Annotated in this window: 14 protein-coding genes; 7 read left to right on the top strand and 7 right to left on the bottom strand. The window is 70.3% G+C overall.

The features are described 5' to 3' along the window. The coding region (locus KY469_11625; protein MBW3663740.1) for a hypothetical protein at positions 1 to 542 on the top strand (542 nt) is incomplete at its 5' end. A gap of 242 nt (positions 543 to 784) precedes the next feature. On the opposite strand, the gene KY469_11620 is transcribed toward KY469_11625, so the two are convergent. From KY469_11620 to KY469_11610, 3 genes are read right to left on the bottom strand one after another with little or no spacing between them, the layout of a single operon-like run. Then, positions 785 to 1,177, bottom strand: a complete 393-nt coding sequence (locus KY469_11620; protein ID MBW3663739.1) for a hypothetical protein — start codon at positions 1,175 to 1,177, stop codon at positions 785 to 787. A gap of 23 nt (positions 1,178 to 1,200) precedes the next feature. Further along, positions 1,201 to 1,629 (bottom strand): SRPBCC family protein, encoded by a 429-nt coding sequence (locus tag KY469_11615; GenBank protein MBW3663738.1) that lies wholly within the window; start codon positions 1,627 to 1,629, stop codon positions 1,201 to 1,203. 27 nt (positions 1,630 to 1,656) lie between these two features. Further along, the gene (locus tag KY469_11610; protein ID MBW3663737.1) at positions 1,657 to 2,040 is read right to left on the bottom strand and encodes a hypothetical protein; all 384 of its coding nucleotides are present in this window, start codon (positions 2,038 to 2,040) and stop codon (positions 1,657 to 1,659) included. Between the two features lie 125 nt (positions 2,041 to 2,165). On the opposite strand from KY469_11610, the gene KY469_11605 reads away from it, so the two are divergent. Further along, positions 2,166 to 5,996, top strand: a complete 3,831-nt coding sequence (locus KY469_11605) for an AAA family ATPase (GenBank protein ID MBW3663736.1) — start codon at positions 2,166 to 2,168, stop codon at positions 5,994 to 5,996. Positions 5,997 to 6,359: 363 nt separating this feature from the next. Here KY469_11605 and KY469_11600 read toward each other — a convergent pair whose 3' ends face one another. Further along, positions 6,360 to 7,256 carry an SMP-30/gluconolactonase/LRE family protein gene (locus KY469_11600; GenBank protein ID MBW3663735.1) on the bottom strand — a complete coding sequence of 299 codons (897 nt, stop codon included), beginning with the start codon at positions 7,254 to 7,256 and terminating at the stop codon, positions 6,360 to 6,362. A gap of 283 nt (positions 7,257 to 7,539) precedes the next feature. Here KY469_11600 and KY469_11595 point away from each other — a divergent pair, with 283 nt between their 5' ends. Beyond that, positions 7,540 to 8,370 carry an integrase core domain-containing protein gene (locus KY469_11595; protein ID MBW3663734.1) on the top strand — a complete coding sequence of 277 codons (831 nt, stop codon included), beginning with the start codon at positions 7,540 to 7,542 and terminating at the stop codon, positions 8,368 to 8,370. A 153-nt stretch (positions 8,371 to 8,523) separates the two neighbouring features. On the opposite strand, the gene KY469_11590 is transcribed toward KY469_11595, so the two are convergent. Then, positions 8,524 to 11,217, bottom strand: coding sequence for a M28 family peptidase (locus KY469_11590; protein ID MBW3663733.1), 2,694 nt, complete (start codon positions 11,215 to 11,217; stop codon positions 8,524 to 8,526). Between the two features lie 305 nt (positions 11,218 to 11,522). Between KY469_11590 and KY469_11585 the strand changes: the two genes are divergently transcribed. Together KY469_11585 and KY469_11580 are read left to right on the top strand one after the other, a co-directional pair. Next, on the top strand, positions 11,523 to 11,813 hold the full coding sequence (locus KY469_11585) for a winged helix-turn-helix transcriptional regulator (GenBank protein MBW3663732.1): 291 nt from the start codon (positions 11,523 to 11,525) through the stop codon (positions 11,811 to 11,813). 120 nt (positions 11,814 to 11,933) lie between these two features. Then, positions 11,934 to 12,356, top strand: a complete 423-nt coding sequence (locus KY469_11580; protein MBW3663731.1) for a DoxX family protein — start codon at positions 11,934 to 11,936, stop codon at positions 12,354 to 12,356. Positions 12,357 to 12,500: 144 nt separating this feature from the next. On the opposite strand, the gene KY469_11575 is transcribed toward KY469_11580, so the two are convergent. Beyond that, positions 12,501 to 12,803 (bottom strand): winged helix-turn-helix domain-containing protein, encoded by a 303-nt coding sequence (locus KY469_11575; protein ID MBW3663730.1) that lies wholly within the window; start codon positions 12,801 to 12,803, stop codon positions 12,501 to 12,503. A gap of 128 nt (positions 12,804 to 12,931) precedes the next feature. On the opposite strand from KY469_11575, the gene KY469_11570 reads away from it, so the two are divergent. Beyond that, entirely contained in the window at positions 12,932 to 14,107 is a 1,176-nt protein-coding gene (locus KY469_11570; protein ID MBW3663729.1) for a DUF3494 domain-containing protein, read from the top strand. A 110-nt stretch (positions 14,108 to 14,217) separates the two neighbouring features. Then, a complete protein-coding gene (locus KY469_11565) occupies positions 14,218 to 14,865 on the top strand; it encodes a class F sortase (GenBank protein ID MBW3663728.1) in 648 nt (215 codons plus the stop codon). A 54-nt stretch (positions 14,866 to 14,919) separates the two neighbouring features. On the opposite strand, the gene KY469_11560 is transcribed toward KY469_11565, so the two are convergent. Next, positions 14,920 to 16,386: an FAD-dependent monooxygenase gene (locus tag KY469_11560; GenBank protein MBW3663727.1), complete on the bottom strand. Its 1,467-nt coding sequence runs from the start codon at positions 16,384 to 16,386 to the stop codon at positions 14,920 to 14,922. Positions 16,387 to 16,741 lie beyond the last annotated feature (355 nt).

The raw sequence follows: 16,741 nt of genomic DNA, 5'->3' as shown, positions 1-16,741 counted from the left end.
AGCCGCTCGTGGAGTCCGTCTGGATCGAGCCCTATCCGGACGAACGAGTCGGGCTGGAAGAGGGTCCTGCGGCGCCCGACGCGCGCTACGAGCAGCGCGAGGGCGTCGAGCTCGCGTTCGTCGCGGCGCTGCAGCATCTGCCACCCAACCAACGCGCCGTCCTGATCCTGCGCGAGGTGCTCGCCTTCTCGGCCCGCGAGGTGGCGGCGCAGTGCATCCTCGACATAAGTGTCGCGATCGACCCCGGCCTCGTCGGCGAGTCCCTCGAGACGGGCCAGCAGATCGGCGTCGAGGTAGACGGGATTCTTCGTGTCGCTCATGCCAACAGGGTACGCCAGCCAGTCGACCGAGATGGGGGAGTGCGGATGTGGCCACAGGCGGGTGGACGGTCGGGTCATGACCGCCACATGACCGCCACGAGCACCGGGACAGACCGAAACAGGGCTGGACACGGTGAGACGACGAGAGTGCGTTTCCCCTGGTCAGCGGCACATTCCAGGACATCGCTGAACAGGACGGGACGAGCTCGTCGGGGCTCATAACCCGGAGGTCGCAGGTTCAAATCCTGCCCCCGCTACTGAAACTGGCCAGATTCGCAAGAATCTGGCCAGTTTGCGTGTACGCGCAGGGCGCCTGGCATCCATTCGCTCACGACTCGCTCACGGCAAGTGCGCGTGTGGCACGGCCCCGAGGCGGACCGACCTCTCCTCTCCGGGTCACCGGCCCGGCGAGGTAGGTGTTCAAGGCGTGGCGACACGACCACGCGATTACGGTAGTCGTCCCTTCAGCCCGTGTCGGGGAACCGGCTGAAGCCGGCAACGGGCCGGCTGACGGTCACCGACACACCAGAGCCGGCCAGCTGGCGCATCTGCTCGAGGAGGTCGGGCGTCGGTTCCCCGTAGATGCGGATCGAGTACGAGTCGACGTCGAGGTACCGGCCCGCCGCACGGATGCGGTCCTCGATCAACTGCATGTGGAACGCCATGTTCTCCGCGTCGGCGTGCACCTGCACGGTCGATGCCTCGGACCCGTCCTCGCTGAGGTGCTCCGCGAAGTACAGCATCCTCGGTTCCTCGGTCTGGACGATGTCCATCACCTCGCGGAACCTCTCCAGATAGGCCTCCTCCTGTCCCGCATTGATCCGGTAGGAGTTGATGAAGATGAATGGCTCTGCCATCGCGCCCTCCTCGTCTGTCGTGGTCAGGTCTCCTCAAGCACCTTCTTGAGGTTGCGAGCCCAGCGGGCATTCGGGCTGGGCATCAGGTGCAGGACCGGCTCGAGGACACGGAACAGGCCCTTTGGCTTGAACCTGACCCGTCGGGTGTAGCGGGTGGCATCCCCGTCTCGCTCGAACAGGTGCGTGACGACCGGTTTGACCGGACCTTCGAGTGTCGTGATCTCGATGAGGTGGTTGGGCTCGAACCCGGTGACCTCGACCTGGTAGTCCTTCGTACCGAGGAACTTCACCTTCCAGTCCAGCCTTGCACCGAGCCGCAGTGGTCCGGATTGGGCTGTGTGCACGTCGACGACGTCGTGGTGCCACGACGGCTCGTTGGTCGGCTCGGCGACGAAGGCGAACACGTCGTCGACGGTTCGTCCGATCCGTACGGTGTGCTGTTGGTCGATCATGACACCCCTCCTTCGGCTGTGGTCTTGTCACGTGTTCAGGCGGGTGAAGCCGGCGAGGTGCTCGGGGCTGTGGGTCAGTTGCACGCCGAACTGTCGCATCCCCTCCAGCGTCGGCTCGTTCAGTGGCCCATAGGCGAGCGACGGCTCCGAGCCCTGCTCGAGGTACTCGTACGCCGTCACGCCGTGCTCGGCGACGACGGCCTTCATCCACAGGTCCATCGAGTCCGCGTTCGGGTGCAGCTGGACGGCATGAACCGTGCCTTGGTCCTCGCTGAGGAAGAGGTGGAACGCCAGCACATCCGGGTGCACGCGTTCTGCGAAGGCCGCGTGTTCGCGGGCGTACTGCCGGTAGCCGGGCAGCTTCCCGTCCTGGATGCGTGCCGAGAAGATCTGCAGCAGTGGTGTGTCCATCGGTGCTCCTTCGTACGGTGCCACGAGGATGCTTGCCACCACTAACGCACCACTAACGCGGTGGGCACGTCCCCGGCACGTCCCCCGCGCCTGGGACGTATCGTGGTACTGACAGGGAGGAGTCCGTGGAGCTGCGGCTGCTCGGGCCGTTGGAGGTTGTCGTCGACGGCCATACGGTGGCGTTGCCGGGCGGGCGGATTCGGTCGCTGCTCGCGCTGCTGGCCCTGCACGCCCGACAGATACTGCCGGCTGATCGGCTGATAGACGAACTCTGGGGTGGTGACCCGCCGCCGACGGCCAGCACGGCGCTCCAGAACCTCGTGTCGAGGCTGCGGAAGCTTCTAGAGCCGTGCCGGGGCAGGGACGACCCGCCAACCGTCCTGGTCACGCATGCGCCCGGGTACGTGCTGGCGGTCGACCACGAACGCATCGACGTCCACCGGTTTCGCCGGCTGGTCGAGGGCGCGCTGGACGCGCCGGCGCCGGAGCGTGCCGAGCAACTGTCGGCCGCACTCGACCTGTGGCGCGGGCCAGCGCTGGCCGACTTCACCTACGAGCCGTTCGCGCAGACGCCGATCGCCGCCCTCGACGAGCTGCGCGTGACCGCGCTGGAGACGCGCATCGGCGCCGACCTGGAGCTCGACCGCCACGTGGAGGTGGTGGCCGAGCTGGAGGAGCTGGTGGCCGCACACCCGCTGCGCGAGGACCTACGGGCCCATCTCATGGTCGCGCTATACCGGTGCGGACGGCAGGCCGAGGCCCTCGATGGTTACCGAACGGCCCGCCGGCAGCTTGTCGATGAGCTGGGGATGGAACCGGGCACGCGCCTTCGCGCGCTGGAACAGGCAGTCCTCGCCCAGGACCCGAACCTCAATGCCCCGGGATCCGCTCGTGTCGCCGACAGCGTCGTCGGCGCCCGGCCCGATACCGATAGAGCCTGGCTCGGGACCGGCCGCCGGACCGTCACCGTGTGGTTCGCGGACCTGTCGCCCGTGGCGACCCTGACGTCTCCCGATGCTGATCCCGAGGCAATCCGGCCCCTGATGCATAGTGCCCACGCCGCCGCTCGGGGCGTGGTCGAGCAGCACGGTGGCCGTGTCGAGGGGATCGTCGGCGACGTGGCCGTGGCCGTGTTCGGGTTGCCGGTGGCGCACGAGGATGACCCCCTGCGTGCCGTGCGCGCCGCCGCGGCGTTGCAGCGCGAACTCAAGGACCTCGCCCCGTCCTCGGCGCGTGACTGTGGCACGGGACCCGCCGTGCGCGTGGGGATCGCCACCGGCGAGATCGTCGTCGGCGACCCGACGGCTGCCGGCGTGTCCGGGCCGACCGCGGGCCGCGCGTCGCGGCTCCAGCAGGCCGCGCGCGAGGGTGAGGTGCTGCTGGCGGACACGACCCGCCGACTGGTCGACCGCGCTGCCATCCTCGAGCCTGTGGACGGTCCCTCCGACGCCACCGCAGATGGTCGGGTGTGGCGGCTGGTGGAGCCGGTCGCAGCGCCCACATCCTCGCCGCCGACCGACACCTCGCTCGTCGGCCGGACGGATGAACTGGCCCGTTTGCGGGAGGCGCTCGAGCACACCGTCCGCAGGGAACGGGCCGCGCTCGTGACCGTCGTCGGCGAGGCGGGCGTGGGCAAGTCCCGGCTGGCCCGGGCGTTCGCCGACTCGGTGACCGGCGAGGCACGCCCGGCGACCGGCCACTGTCGCGGATACGGCACGGGCATCACCTTCTGGCCCCTTCGGGAGCTGGTGCAGGACCTCACCGACCGGACGGGGCTGGCGGGGCTCGAACGGCTGCTGGCGGCCGAGCCCCACGGAGCCGCGCACGCCCGGCTGATCGGGGCCGCCACCTCCCTGACCGACGAGCCCCTGCGTGATCCGGGCGACCTGTTCGTGGCCGTACGGCGGCTGCTCGAGGTGACCGCACGCCGCGAGCCACTGGCCGTGCTGGTCGAGGACGTCCACTGGGCACAGCCGACCTTCCTCGACCTCGTCGAGTACCTGGCCGAATCGATCCGGGCACCGGTGCTGTTGCTGTGCCTCGCCCGTCCCGAGCTCGCGGACGTGCGGCCTCGGTGGATGACCGAGGTGCCGTCTGGCACGACGATCGAGCTGCAGCCACTCGGATCCGCGGACAGCCGCCGGCTTGTCGTCGAACGCCTGGGCGGTCACCACCTTGCCCCGGAGGCGATGGGTCACATCCAGGCCATGGGCCAGGGCAACCCCCTGTTCCTGGAGCAGCTGCTGGCGGCCGCCCGGGAGGAGCCGGGGTCCGGCCGGACCGGCCGGGAGCTGGAGGTTCCACCGACCGTCCAGGCCCTGCTCACGGCCCGGCTCGACCGCTTGGGCCCTGCGGAACGTGACCTGCTGCGGTGCGCCTCGGTGATCGGTGTCGACGTCGAGCTGGACACGCTCCAGGCCCTGGTTCCCGACGAGGCGCGGGTGCACCTCGACCGTCACCTGCAGGTGCTGGAGGACAAGCAGCTGGTCCGCCGCCGCAGCAGCCGACAGGGTGGAGTCGGCTTCGACTTCCGGCACGTCATGATCCAGCAGGCCGCCTACCGCAGCCTCACCCACGCGGTCCGGGCCGAGCTCCACGCGAGTCTGGCGAAGTGGGTCGAGACGGAGTCCGGCGTGGCGGTGGCGGAGGCCGAGGAACTCGCCGGCCTGCACCTCGAGCAGGCGGTCCACCACCGCCGCGACCTCGGCCGGGATGATCCCGCCACGGAGGACCTGGCCGTCAGGGCGGGCGAGCGGCTGGCCGGGGCCGGGCTGCGGGCGTACGCACGCTTCGACGTGCCGGCTGCCGAGAACCTGCTGTCGCGCGCGCGTGCGCTGCTGCCGGCGGACCATCCGCAGCGTCTGGCGGTGCTGCGACGGCTGACCGAGGCGTACCCGGTGATGGGTCGACCCGACGAGGCCGCGGACTGCTTCGAGGAGCTGCTGGACCTCGTCGAACGCGACGGTGACGAGGCGACGTCGCGGGGCGTGCGGCTGGAGCAGGTCCGGTTCCGCATGATCACCGGCCCGGACCCGATCCCGATGTCCGCGATCCAGCAGCAGGTCCAGGAGGCGCTGGCCGCCTTCGAGCGCGAGGGCGACGACGTCCGGGTGTCCCAGGCCCACTACCTGCTGGGCACCATCCACCTGCGCGCCGGCCGTATTGAGGAGCTGGCCGAGGTGGCGTGGCGTGGCATCGAGCGGGCTCGTCGCACGGACGACCTCCGGGAACGGCTGGGCGCTCCCTGGTGGGTCGTGTTCCACCTCCTCCACGGCCCCACGCCCGTGCCCGAGTGCATCCGCGCCTGTGATGAGGTCATGGACGTGGGTGGGCTCAACCACCTCGGGGTGGTGGCTGCGCTGGGACGGTTCCGGGCGATGACCGGGGAGGTCGACGAGGGCCGGCGGCTGGTCGTACGTGCGCGAGAGCTGCTGCGCGAACGGATCCGCCTCCCCCGCCCGCTGTCCTTCATCGGGCAGCAACGGGCCGGCGTGGAGCTGTTGGCCGGCGATCGCGCTGCCGCGGTCGCCGCCCTGGAGGAGGCACTGGAGGTGGCCCGGCAGGTGACGGCGCGGGACGAGGCGGCGCAGATCGCCTCCGGTCTGTCGCTCCTCAAGTCCCGCAGTGGGCACGCCGAGGCAGCGGCACGGCTGGCGACCTTCGCGTCCGAGCAGGCCCCGGCCGAGGGCGTGATCGCGCAGGCGCTGGCGCGTGCGGCCGAGGGCCGCGCCCTCGCCGACCACCACGACCACACGGGAGCCGAGCGGTTGGTGCGCCAGGCCATCACCGGCGTGCCCGACCGCCTGCTGCCGCTCCGCGCACTGCTCCACGAGACCCTGGCCGAGATCCTGGAGCTCGCTGGGGACGAGGCAGGCACGGACGTCGCACGAGAGGAGGCCGCCACCCTGCACGCCCGCAAGGGCAACCTCGTAGCTGCTCAACTCGTCACACGGTGATTTCTGGGCGAGTGTCGCTCGCTCACGGTTCGCTCACGAACGTCCCGGTCCAGGCCGGTACAGGGCGACACCAGCCGTCACAAGACCGGCCGAATCGCTGGACGCAACGGCACAGGACGGCACTCGACGTCACCAGCTGGACGTAGTCGAGTGGGCTCATAACCCGGAGGTCGCAGGTTCAAATCCTGCCCCCGCTACCACTCGGAACCCCTGATATCTCCTGGTTCAGCTCGGCACGTCCGATCGAGGCGAACAGCGGGACGGACGCGAGCAGGTCCGCCTTCTCGCGCTCGGACAGGGCCATTGGCGCCTCCAGCTGTGGGTTTGCGCCCGGCCTAGCAGGGGACGCGCTCGCCGTGCAGCTCAACCGGGCGGGGCGAGCTCGCGGATGCGCCCGTCCCAGCCGCTGACGAACAGGTGGTCGGCGGGCCAGCCGGGTCCGCGCCCGAACTTGACGGCGGTGGGGTTCTGAAGTCCCGAGGCGATGATGCACCGTTCGCCCGTCTCGGGGTCCAGCTGCCAGATTCGCCCCATCCCATTCGCCGTGATGTACAGCTCTCCGTCGTTGCCGATGGTCATGTCGTCGAGCCCGTTGAACGGATCGGTCAGCGATCCCAGCTCGGCGATCCGTTCGATGACGGCCGGGTCGTCGAGGAGGATGCGATAAACGGCGGCCTCGGCGTTGAAGGTCGTCGAGGCGTACAGCCACGTGTTGGTCGGGTCGATGGCCAGACCGTTGGTGTCCTTCAGAGCGGCCCAGCGCGTGTCAGGGTGCATCGGATCGGACGCCGGGATGCGGGTGATGTGCGCATCCTCACCGAAGTCACGGCTCACGTAGGCATCGCCGTCCGGCTCGAACACCAGCCCGTTGGGGAACTCCAGCGGGCGCGAGTAGGTGACGTGCTCGCCGATGCGCAGACCGATCGCGTCGACCGTCCCCTCCGCGCCGGTCAGCCCCGCGACGAAGCTGCCACCGGTCACGGCGTACAGCGTCTGACCACGTACCCGCAGACCGCCGGGCGCGCGCACCGACGCCACGGTCGTACGGCTGCCGTCGGGCATCAACCGCTCGACGGCGTTGCGTGACGAGGCGCCGATCAGCATCCCGCCGGTCCCGTCGGGCTCGAGGTTCTCGAGGCTGCCCAGCCCGTCGGCCACCGTCCGCATGGTCCACGGGACACAGGAGGTCCCGGCTCTCGCGTCGAGCGCGGGCAACGGCACCAGCACAGCCGCGATCACGAGCAGCACGACCCGTCGCATCGACCACCTCCGGCTCACGTTCTCGCAGGATCGTTTCGACGCCACCGCGACGTTGTCCTGCATGGAACAAGGAGCCGCGGCCATCGTCGAGGAGGCAGCCTGACGAGTCTGTGGGCCTGAACGGTGCGCTCCCAGCGGAGGGTGTGGGTCCTGGACTTCCCCGAAACGTTCCGATCCTGAGCGGCATGCGAGCGCCGAGTCGAGCGGTCGGGGCGGTACGTCTTGTTGTCGTACCCAGACGGGACCTCTCGGCTACCGTCAATCGTGACGCCGCGGGGAGCGGATGGCTCAGATCGAACGGGATCGGATCCTGCTCACGCGCACCTCGCGAGACTTCGCTGCGCTGTTGCGCCAGGGGCCGCCCCGTTCGCCGACCACGACGGGGAAGGTGGAGCGGTTCCACAAGACCCTCACGCGCGAGTTCCTCGACGGCAAGACTTTCGACTCGATCGTGGAGGCGCAGGCCGCCATCGACGTCTGGGTCGCGCGCTACAACACCGAGCGGCCCCATCAGGGCATCGGCATGGTCACGCCGTTGGAGCGGTTCGAGTTGGCGGTCGCTGATCCGCTCGAGCCGGTCGAGCCCGCAGCGCTGGCGCCGGTGGAGGTGGTGGCCGGCCCAGACGTGGAGGTCGTCACCTGCAAGGTGTCCACGTCGGGGACGATCAGCCTGGACACGTTCAAGTACCTGGCGGGCCGGTGGTTGGCGGGTCAGACCGTGCAGGTCACCTCACGCGAGGGGGTGCTGGAGATCTTCAACCGTGGCGTGCACGTCGCGAGCCACGCGCGGCGGTTCCGGCCCGGGCCGGCTCCGGCGCCGCGGCTGCAGCAGCGCCAGCCGCGCCGTCCCGCGACCGTGGGGGTGCCGGTGGTCCGCAAGGTCGACGGCTCCGGCAGCGTGTCGTTCGCGGGGCACGCCTACCGGGTCGGCAACCGCTACAAGCGCATGTCGGCCGTCGTCACGATCGTTGGGGAACACGGTCCAGATCGCCGTGGATGGCCAGCTCGCACGGACCCACCCGATCCGTCACGACCGATCCCGCGAGCACGGCGCGTTCGCCAACCCCGCTGGCAGACCCGACGGCATCAACGCCGCCCCACCCCGCTTCACTGACCGAAGCGGTGTCACCCAGGTACCGGAGCCAAGGTGTCGCACAGGTACCGGGCCTTGACATCGACAGGCATCGATGGGAGCACCTAGAGCCGTGCGGAAGGGCGGCCTCTGACGCGGGGACGCCCGCGGAGAACTCTGTGGCGCTCAGTGCCCTCAGCGCGTCGGATGCGGCACGCTGCGTCCCCGCCGGCGGGTCGCGAAGAGCCCGCCGACGAGCAGCAGCAGCGAGAGGGTGACGGCGCCTCCGCCCGTGGCGGGCAGGGGTTCCGGCTCGGGTTCCGGGGCGGGTGGGGGAGTCGGGGGGGACGGGGGGGACGGGGGGGACGGGGGCGAGGTGCTGCTGTCGGTCACCGTGACGACCTCCGGGTTGCTCGCACCGGACGTCACGTCGTCGGCGAACACGGCACGGACCCGGTAGCCGTAGGTCCCGTTGGGCCGGTCGGTGACCTCGAAGGTGGTCTCGGTGGCCTGGCCGATCTGCGACCACGTCCCCGTCACGACCGCTACGTCGTCGACGTACCACCCCACAGGCTGGGAGACCACGGGATCGCTGCCACCGAGCTGGTAGCGGAACCGCAGGACCACGTCCTTGCCGGCGAACCGGGCGAGGCTGACCGTGCGGTTGACCAGCGCCCCGGCAGGCCCCTTGCCCTCGCTCAGGATCGTTCCCTCCTCGCGCATCACCTCCACCCAGCCGCCGATCCTGCCCCCCACCACGGGAGCGACCTCGACGACACCGGCGTCGTCGCTCTCGCTCTCGTAGTACGACCAGAAGGTCAGCTGGGTATCGCCCTCGAGCGGCACGGTGAACGGCTCGCGGAGGGTCAGCGTCGAGGCCACGTTTAACGGCGAGGGGGCTGGTGGGTTGGTGCCCGTCCAGTAGCTGCGTCCCTCGTGCGCCTTGTTGCCGTAGAGCGACGGCGACCCGTCGCTGGGCTGCCACGGATGCACCTGATCGTGCTCGGGATCGTTGGCGACCCACAGCGCGTCCAGCTCACCTTCAGCATCGTCGGCGAGCAGCACGCGGACGTCCGTGCTCTCCTCGACCGCGTAGTGCTCGAACCCCTCGGTCGAGCCGTCGTAGGTCCAGGTCAGCTCGAACGTCCCGTCTTCGTCCTCCTCGGGCAGGTCATCGAGCACGGGCGGTTGCAGGTTCGACGGGATGACCGTGATCGGGACCGACATCGACCCGGTCGCCCCCGTGGACGTGTCGGTAACGGTCAGCGTGGCGAGGAAGACTCCCACCTCGCTGTAGGTGTGCTCGGCCAGCTTGCCGGTTCCCGACGTGCCGTCGCCGAAGTCCCAGGCGTAGGTCAGTTGTGCGTCGTCGACGAAGGAGCGGGCGGCGGGGTCGAGGTAGCGGTAGCTGCCGGACGCGTCGAAGCGCACGGCGTCCTGTCCGACGATGGCTTCGTTGGGCAGCGCCTCGTAGTAGGCGACCACGTCCGCGGTGACGTCCTGGCCGCCGGCCATCTCGGGCTGCAGCATGTACCAGGACTCCAGCTGGGCGCACATCTCCATGCCCTTGGCCCAGCCCTCCGACGCGGTCATGCCGGTCTGGTCGGTGCTGGTGAGCGCGTTGATCGTGGTCAGGTTGTCGCGTGGCGTGTGCAGGATCCCCAGGCCCTCGGAGGAGGCCGGCTCACCGTCGGCGTGGGGGCCGAAGTAGTCGGGGAACAGGTTGAAGATCGGGATGCCTAGCGCCTCGAAGTTGCGGTAGTCGCTCGTGAAGAGCGCCAACCCGCCCACGGCGGTCACGATCTCGTCGCGCTGCGACGCCTCGCCGGACTCCTCGGCCTCCGCGTCGGACACGAAGATCGGGAACTCCGTCCCACCGGTGGTGATGGTGTCGTCGAGGTTGTCGAACACCTCGTCGACGATGGTCTCGGCGCGTGCGTTGAACGCCTCGATGCGCGCCTGCACGTCGGGCTCGTCGGCCCACGGGGCCGGGTTGGCCAGCTGCATGACCTCAGGGACGCGGCTGGTCGGGTTGCCGTTGCGGAACGCGGGGTAGGCGCCCGCGCACGGGTCGACGTTGAAGTAGCCCCGAACCTTGTGCTCCTCGCCGGGCGGGATGTTGTTGTCGGCGTAGTGGGCGGAACCGATGGTGCCGACCTCCTCGGCGTCCCACGGCACGAACGTCATCGTCGCCGATGGCCGCGTGCCCGTCTTACGCCAGTAGTCGGCCATGATCGCCGCCATGCGGATGACCTCGGCGTGACCCTCGGCGGAGTCCCAGGCGGCGGCAGGACCGCTGTCCGTGAAGTCGTAGTGCCCGCTGACGAGCACGCGCTCGTCTGGATGGTCCGCACCCGGCACGGTCGCGGCGATGTTGATGCCCCGGCCGTGCTGCGTGCCGAGGTAGGTGCCCGTCGGAAGGCCGTCGTCCGGTACCTCGAACTCGTAGCGGTGGATCACCACACCGAAGTCCCCGAGGATCTCGCGCATCGCGGCCTCGTAGTGGTCCAGATACTCCAGTTGGTGGTTGTCGCACCGGCCGAAGACGGGCGACTCGGGCGCCGGCGGACAGAACCCGTGGCGCGGGTCCCCGCTGCCCGGCGGATCATCGTCGGTCGTGTCACCGGCCTGACGCATCGGGAAGTTCAGCGTCTCGTAGAGGTTCGTGTCGTACGCGACCCACCGACCCGAGGGGTTGGGGTCGGCGGGCGGGTCGAGTGGGGAGGGGATGGGCGTCCCCGGCTCCCAGAAGCCGATCGGCGTGTAGTCCATCTGCGATACGTCCGGTTGTGGCTGGGGGTGGTCGGCCACGGCGATCCCGGGCGATGCCCCGACCAGTGCCGCCACCATGGCCACCAGGACCAGCCGGCCCACGCGCTTGCCGTTCACCTACGCCCCCTCTCGTCGGGGCTACCCAAGTGCTTCGACGTCGGGCCGGAAGCTCGCCGCGACCCTAACACGAGCGCCCCGGCGTGCGAGTTCGGCGATGTCCGCGTCGACGTCTCCCAGCGAGAGGCACTGGCGGAACTTGTCGTGTCGTATGACGCCATCGAACTCGGCGAGATGTTCCGCCCAACGCGGCGGCCCGCGCCTGCACCAGGCGCGCGCGCGGATGGGCCGGCGTGTCCCGGCCCCAGTCGCTCCGAGACCGCGCCCGCCCACCCGCCAGCGACCTTCGGGGCACGGTCGATCACATCGTCGGCGAATCGAGGAGACGCAGTGCTGTCGCGGTGGATGGTGAGGCCAGAGCCAGGTGCGCGCCGACGCGCTCCGGGGTGCGTCGGTTCGAGGATCTCGCGAGGGGCCTCGGCGTCGCGCGCACCGTCCTGACGGACCGTCTCGGTCGCCTCGTCGATGCCGGCGTGCTCGAGCGCCGACAGTACGAGGACCGGCCGCCCCGTTCGGAGTACCGGTGGGAAGCGGCTCGATCCCCGGCGATCGAGGAAGTCGTCAGCGCATGGTCGGAGGCTCCGACGGCAGGTTGATGTGCGTCAGCGGCGCAGCCGGTCGACGAGGGGGGGCTCGACCTCACCGTCGTAGGCAGGACCATCGTGCCTAGGATGTGTGATGATGGGACGTAACGATCGTCGAGTGGGAGTCCGGGTATGGATGTGGTGGTGCTAGTGGGCAGGGTCCTGTTCGCGGGTCTGTTCCTGATGTCGGCGTTCGGTCACCTGACCCAGACCGACGCGATGACCGGGTACGCGCAGTCCAAGGGGGTGCCGTCGCCGCGCGCCGCGGTCACGGTCTCGGGCCTGCTCATCCTGGTCGGCGGGCTGATGGTGCTGCTCGGGGTGTGGGCCGACCTCGGGGCGCTGCTGCTCGTGATCTTCCTGGTCCCGACCGCGTTCATGATGCACGGACCCTGGAAGGCAGCCGACGACCAGGAGAGGCAGATGGAGCAGGTCCAGTTCCTCAAGGATCTCGCTCTGGCGGGCGCCGCCCTGGCACTGTTCGCGCTCTTCGCCGCCCTCCCCGGCCTCGAACTGACCATCACCGGACCGCTGTTCGACGGCCTCTGGGGTTGAGCGCTGGCTGACACCGAGCCCGCGTGCTAGAGCCGCAGCCCGCTGGGGCCACGACCCGATCGACGGGCCCCGGAGGTCGCTGAACTGCACCGGCGCGGCCCCCAGTGCCGGGCCGCGTCCGACCGCGCCACCGCACGCTCGCCGTCAGGAAGCGGCGCCGGCCGGATCGTCGCCCCGGGGTGCCAGCAGCGTCACGAGGTCCCCCACCGTGCCGCGGTCGCTGAGATCCTGGCTCAGCGGCTGCTGGGTGTGGATGGCGTAGCGGTTGCGCCGCCCCGCCCGTTCCTTCGTGAGGTAGCCGCTGTCGGTGAGGTCGGTGACGATCCCGTGGACCCGTCGCTCCGTTATGCCCACGGCGTCCGCGATCTGGCGCAGCCGGAGCTCCGGGTCGGCCGCGATGGCGAGCAGGACCCGGGCGTGGTTCGTAAGGAAGCTCCATTCGGGCATCGCCACTATACTAGCAATAAAGTTCTAGAAATAAACTGCCGATAACTCAGGTAGCAGCATCGACGTCCGCCCGTCCGGGGTGGCGCACGGTTGGACCGCCCGACGAGGCGATCCGGAAGGATCGGCTCATGGGCCGCCCCAACGACAGTGGCACAGCGACAGCCAGGACCCGGGACACCCGCCTCCGGGCCGTGTCCATCGCCGCGGTGCTCGGGATGGTGGCGGCGGTCGTGCTCGCCGGCCCGTACGGCACCGCCCGTGCCGCGACCCAGGTCGACCTGGGCACCGCGGGGAGCTTCGCGGTCCTGGCCGGGGAGACGATCACCAACACCGGACCGACCACCATCACGGGCGACGTCGGCCTGCACCCGGGCAGCGCGGTCTCGGGGTTCGACAGCGTGACGCTGAACGGGCAGCGCCACATCGCCAACGACACCGCCCGGGATGCCAAGATCGACCTGGTGACCGCGTACGACAACGCCGCCGCTCAGCAACCACGCACCACCGTGGATACCGAACTTGGCGGAGAGACCCTGTTCGGCGGGGTCTACAACTCCCTAGACGGCACCTTCTTCATCACCGGAACCCTCACCCTCGACGCCCAGAACGACCCCGACACGGTGTGGATCTTCCAGACTGGCAGCACGCTGAAAACCGGGGTCGACAGCAGCGTGAGCCTGATCAACGGCGCAGACGCCTGCAACGTCTTCTGGCAGGTCGGCAGCTCCGCGACGCTGGACACCCGCACCTCCTTCGCCGGCAACATCCTGGCACTGGCCTCGGTCACCCTCAACACCGGCGCAACCATCCGCGGCCGTGCCCTCGCCCGCGACGGCGCCGTCACCATGGACACCAACACGATCACGCGGGCGGACTGCCCGTCCGAGCCCGCCCCGGACCCGACACCGAGCCCGGACGCCTCGCCCACCCCGGACCCGACACCGAGCCCGGACGCGAGCCCGAGCCCGGACGCGACCCCGACCCCGTCGACCTCCCCCTCCGAGGTCGCCGCCCCCATCGACTCCACGCCGGGTCCGACCGGCGCGACCACCAGCCCGACCACCGGTGCCCCGGACGCGCCGACGGCACCGGACGCGCCGGCGGCACCGGACGCGCCGTCCGGCCCGACCCCGCCGACGAGCGGGACCCCGCAGGTGCCCGACGTCCCGAGCGGAGGGGTCCCAGCCGGCGACGGTAGCGTGGCGATGGATCGGGCCCCGGAGGGCGCCGCGGGGGTGCTGCTCCTGCTCCCCGCCCTCGCCGGCCTGGTGCTGTTCGGCGCGCGCCGCCGCCTCGGATCGTGACCTCCTCCGCTCGGGCGACCCGTCCCACCGCCGTGATCCGGCCCCGTGCGCGGTTGCTGGCCGCCGTGGCCGTGCTCCTGGGGACGGCGTTCGCCCCTGCCGAGGCGGCGATGCCCGTTGCGGTCCCGACCGAGGCACCTGACGTCGTCGCCGCCGCGGCTGCCCCCACCTCGGTCGTCCCCGTACCCGCGGACCCCCGGGGTGCCTCCTGGCTCGGCGGCGGTGCGGTCCTCGACCCCCGCGCCCCGATCGCCCCGCTCGCGCCGGACCCACTGACGCTGACGCGATCCGTGCCGACGCGCGTGCGCATCCCGGCGATCGCGGTCGACTCCGCGCTCGTCGGCCTCGGCTTGCAGGACGACGGCAGCATGGAGGTGCCGCCCGGCGCCTTCCCCGCCGGCTGGTACACGGGGGCGCCGACACCTGGGGAGCTCGGCCCGGCGATCTTCGCCGGCCATGTGGACCACGGCGGCAGCGCAGGCGTCTTCGCCCGGCTGCACGATCTACAGCCGGGCGACGCCGTCGAGGTGACTCGCCAGGACGGCACCACCGTCGTGTTCCGGGTGACGCGCGTCGAACAGCACTCCAAGGACGCCTTCCCGACCGCAGCCGTGTACGGCGACATCGACCACGCCGGGCTCCGGCTCATCACCTGCGGCGGCCCGTTCGACCGTCGCGTACGCAGCTACGAGGACAACATCGTCGTGTTCGCCGAGCTCGATCCCGGCGCCTCGGATGCGCCCGGGCGCGGCAGCTGACTCGTCTGACGGGCACGCCCCCTCCACGAGGTGCTGGACCGGATCCCCTTCGCGCTACGCCGCCCTTTGCGCTCCGAACCAGGTGGTCAGCGCGTCGGGAAGCCCGGGGTCGCTGAGCTCTCCCACCCAGGCCACGTAGCCGTCGGGGCGGATCAACACGGCTGGGGGAGCGGTGACCTCGCCGATCACCGGGAGCTCCCACGTGCCGACATGTTCGGCGTCGATCCTCTGGACTCGATCTGCCCATGGCGTGATGTCGAAGCGGCCCGGTTGGCCGAGGTTGAGCAGCACTGGCCGGGCGTCGTGCAGCAGCGTGAACACGCGCTCGAGACCGTCGGTGGTGTGCAGGTCGAGGTCAGGCATGCGCCGCCCGAGCAGCGGGTGTCCCTCTCCGAGGTCGTAGTGGATGTCGAGAGCGGAGAGCATGGTGGCGATGCGTCGACGTGGCTCATCTGCGCTCAGCAAGTCGTGCACGGTGTCGCGGGCGGCCTGCGACCGCTCGTCGGGGCGGCCCAGCGCGACCTGCGCCATGGTGTTGTGGATGACTCGTGCCCCGACAGGGTGGCGCTCGTCGTGGTAGGTGTCGAGCAGGCTGTCGGGCGACGTGCCGACCACGACCTGGGCGAGCTTCCATCCGAGGTTCACGGCGTCCTGCACCCCGGTGTTGAGGCCCTGGCCGCCGTGCGGGGGATGCACGTGTGCGGCGTCCCCGGCGAGCAGCACGCGGCCGTGGCGGTAGGAGGCTGCCTGGCGTGCCATGTCGGTGAACCTCGAGATCCAGTGGGCGCTGCGGAGCCCGTAGTCGGTCCCGTACACGGCGACGAGTGCCTCGCGGAGCTCGCCCATGCTGGGCTCGCCGGTGTGCTCGAGGTTCCGTTCGGTGAGCACGACCCCGATCGGTTCCCCGTCTTCCCTCCGACCGATGGCGTGGGTGCCGGCGCTGTCGCGGTGGAAGCCGAGCTCGGGCTCCTCGTCCATCTCGACCTCGGCGATCATCCAGCTGGTCGAGGCATCCAACCCGGCGAAGTCGATGCCGGCGGCCTTGCGTACCAGGCTGCGTCCTCCGTCGCACCCGACGAGGTACTGCGCTCGAAGCGACGTGCCGTCGGAGATCTCGACGTCGACGCCGTTGTCGTCTTGAGCGAAGCCCACCACCTCGGAGCCACGAAGGATCGGAACCCCGAGCTCATCGACCCAGTCGGCCAGGATGGGCTCGAACTCGCGCTGCCACAGCGCGAGCACGTAGTTGTGGCGGGTAGGGAGGTCGCCGATGTCCAACATGATCCCGGCGTAGGCCAGGCGCGGATGCTCCTTCCCGGCCGAGACGAACCGTTCCGCGATGCCACGCTGGTCCAGTACCTCGATGGTGCGCGAGTGAAGACCCCCGGCTCGCGATCCGTCGACGTGCTGATCGGTGCGTCGTTCGACGATGACGACGTCGACTCCCGCCAGCGCCAGCTCGCCCGCGAGCATCAGGCCCGTGGGACCTCCACCCGCGATCACGACCGCATGTTCGTTCATCGCCACAGTCCCTCGCGAGGCAGCGATGGCCGACAGGAGGTGCCGCCCCGAGGGGCAAGACGCTACGGACCGATGAGCGTCATGAACAGGGGGTGCGCGGTGGCGCTGACGGAACCGGCCGGGCTTCGGCTGCAAGTCTGGTCGAGCCCTACAATCCCGCTGGCGGCCCCCCGAGGAGCGCTCCCGCACACGGGCTCCCTGCCGTGAGGACCTCCGGCTCCCCATGATCGCGACGCTCGGAGCCGGGGTCTCGGCCCCCCATCTACTGTTCACAACGACGGCTGAGGTACGGATGCGACGAGTGGGGATAGCGATCGGCGCCGGGATCCTCGCTGGCGGCGTCGCCGCGTTGATC

This window comes from Actinomycetota bacterium (assembly GCA_019347575.1).
Lineage (GTDB): Bacteria > Actinomycetota > Nitriliruptoria > Nitriliruptorales > Nitriliruptoraceae > JAHWKY01.
This window is presented reverse-complemented; position numbering and strand designations above follow the sequence as displayed.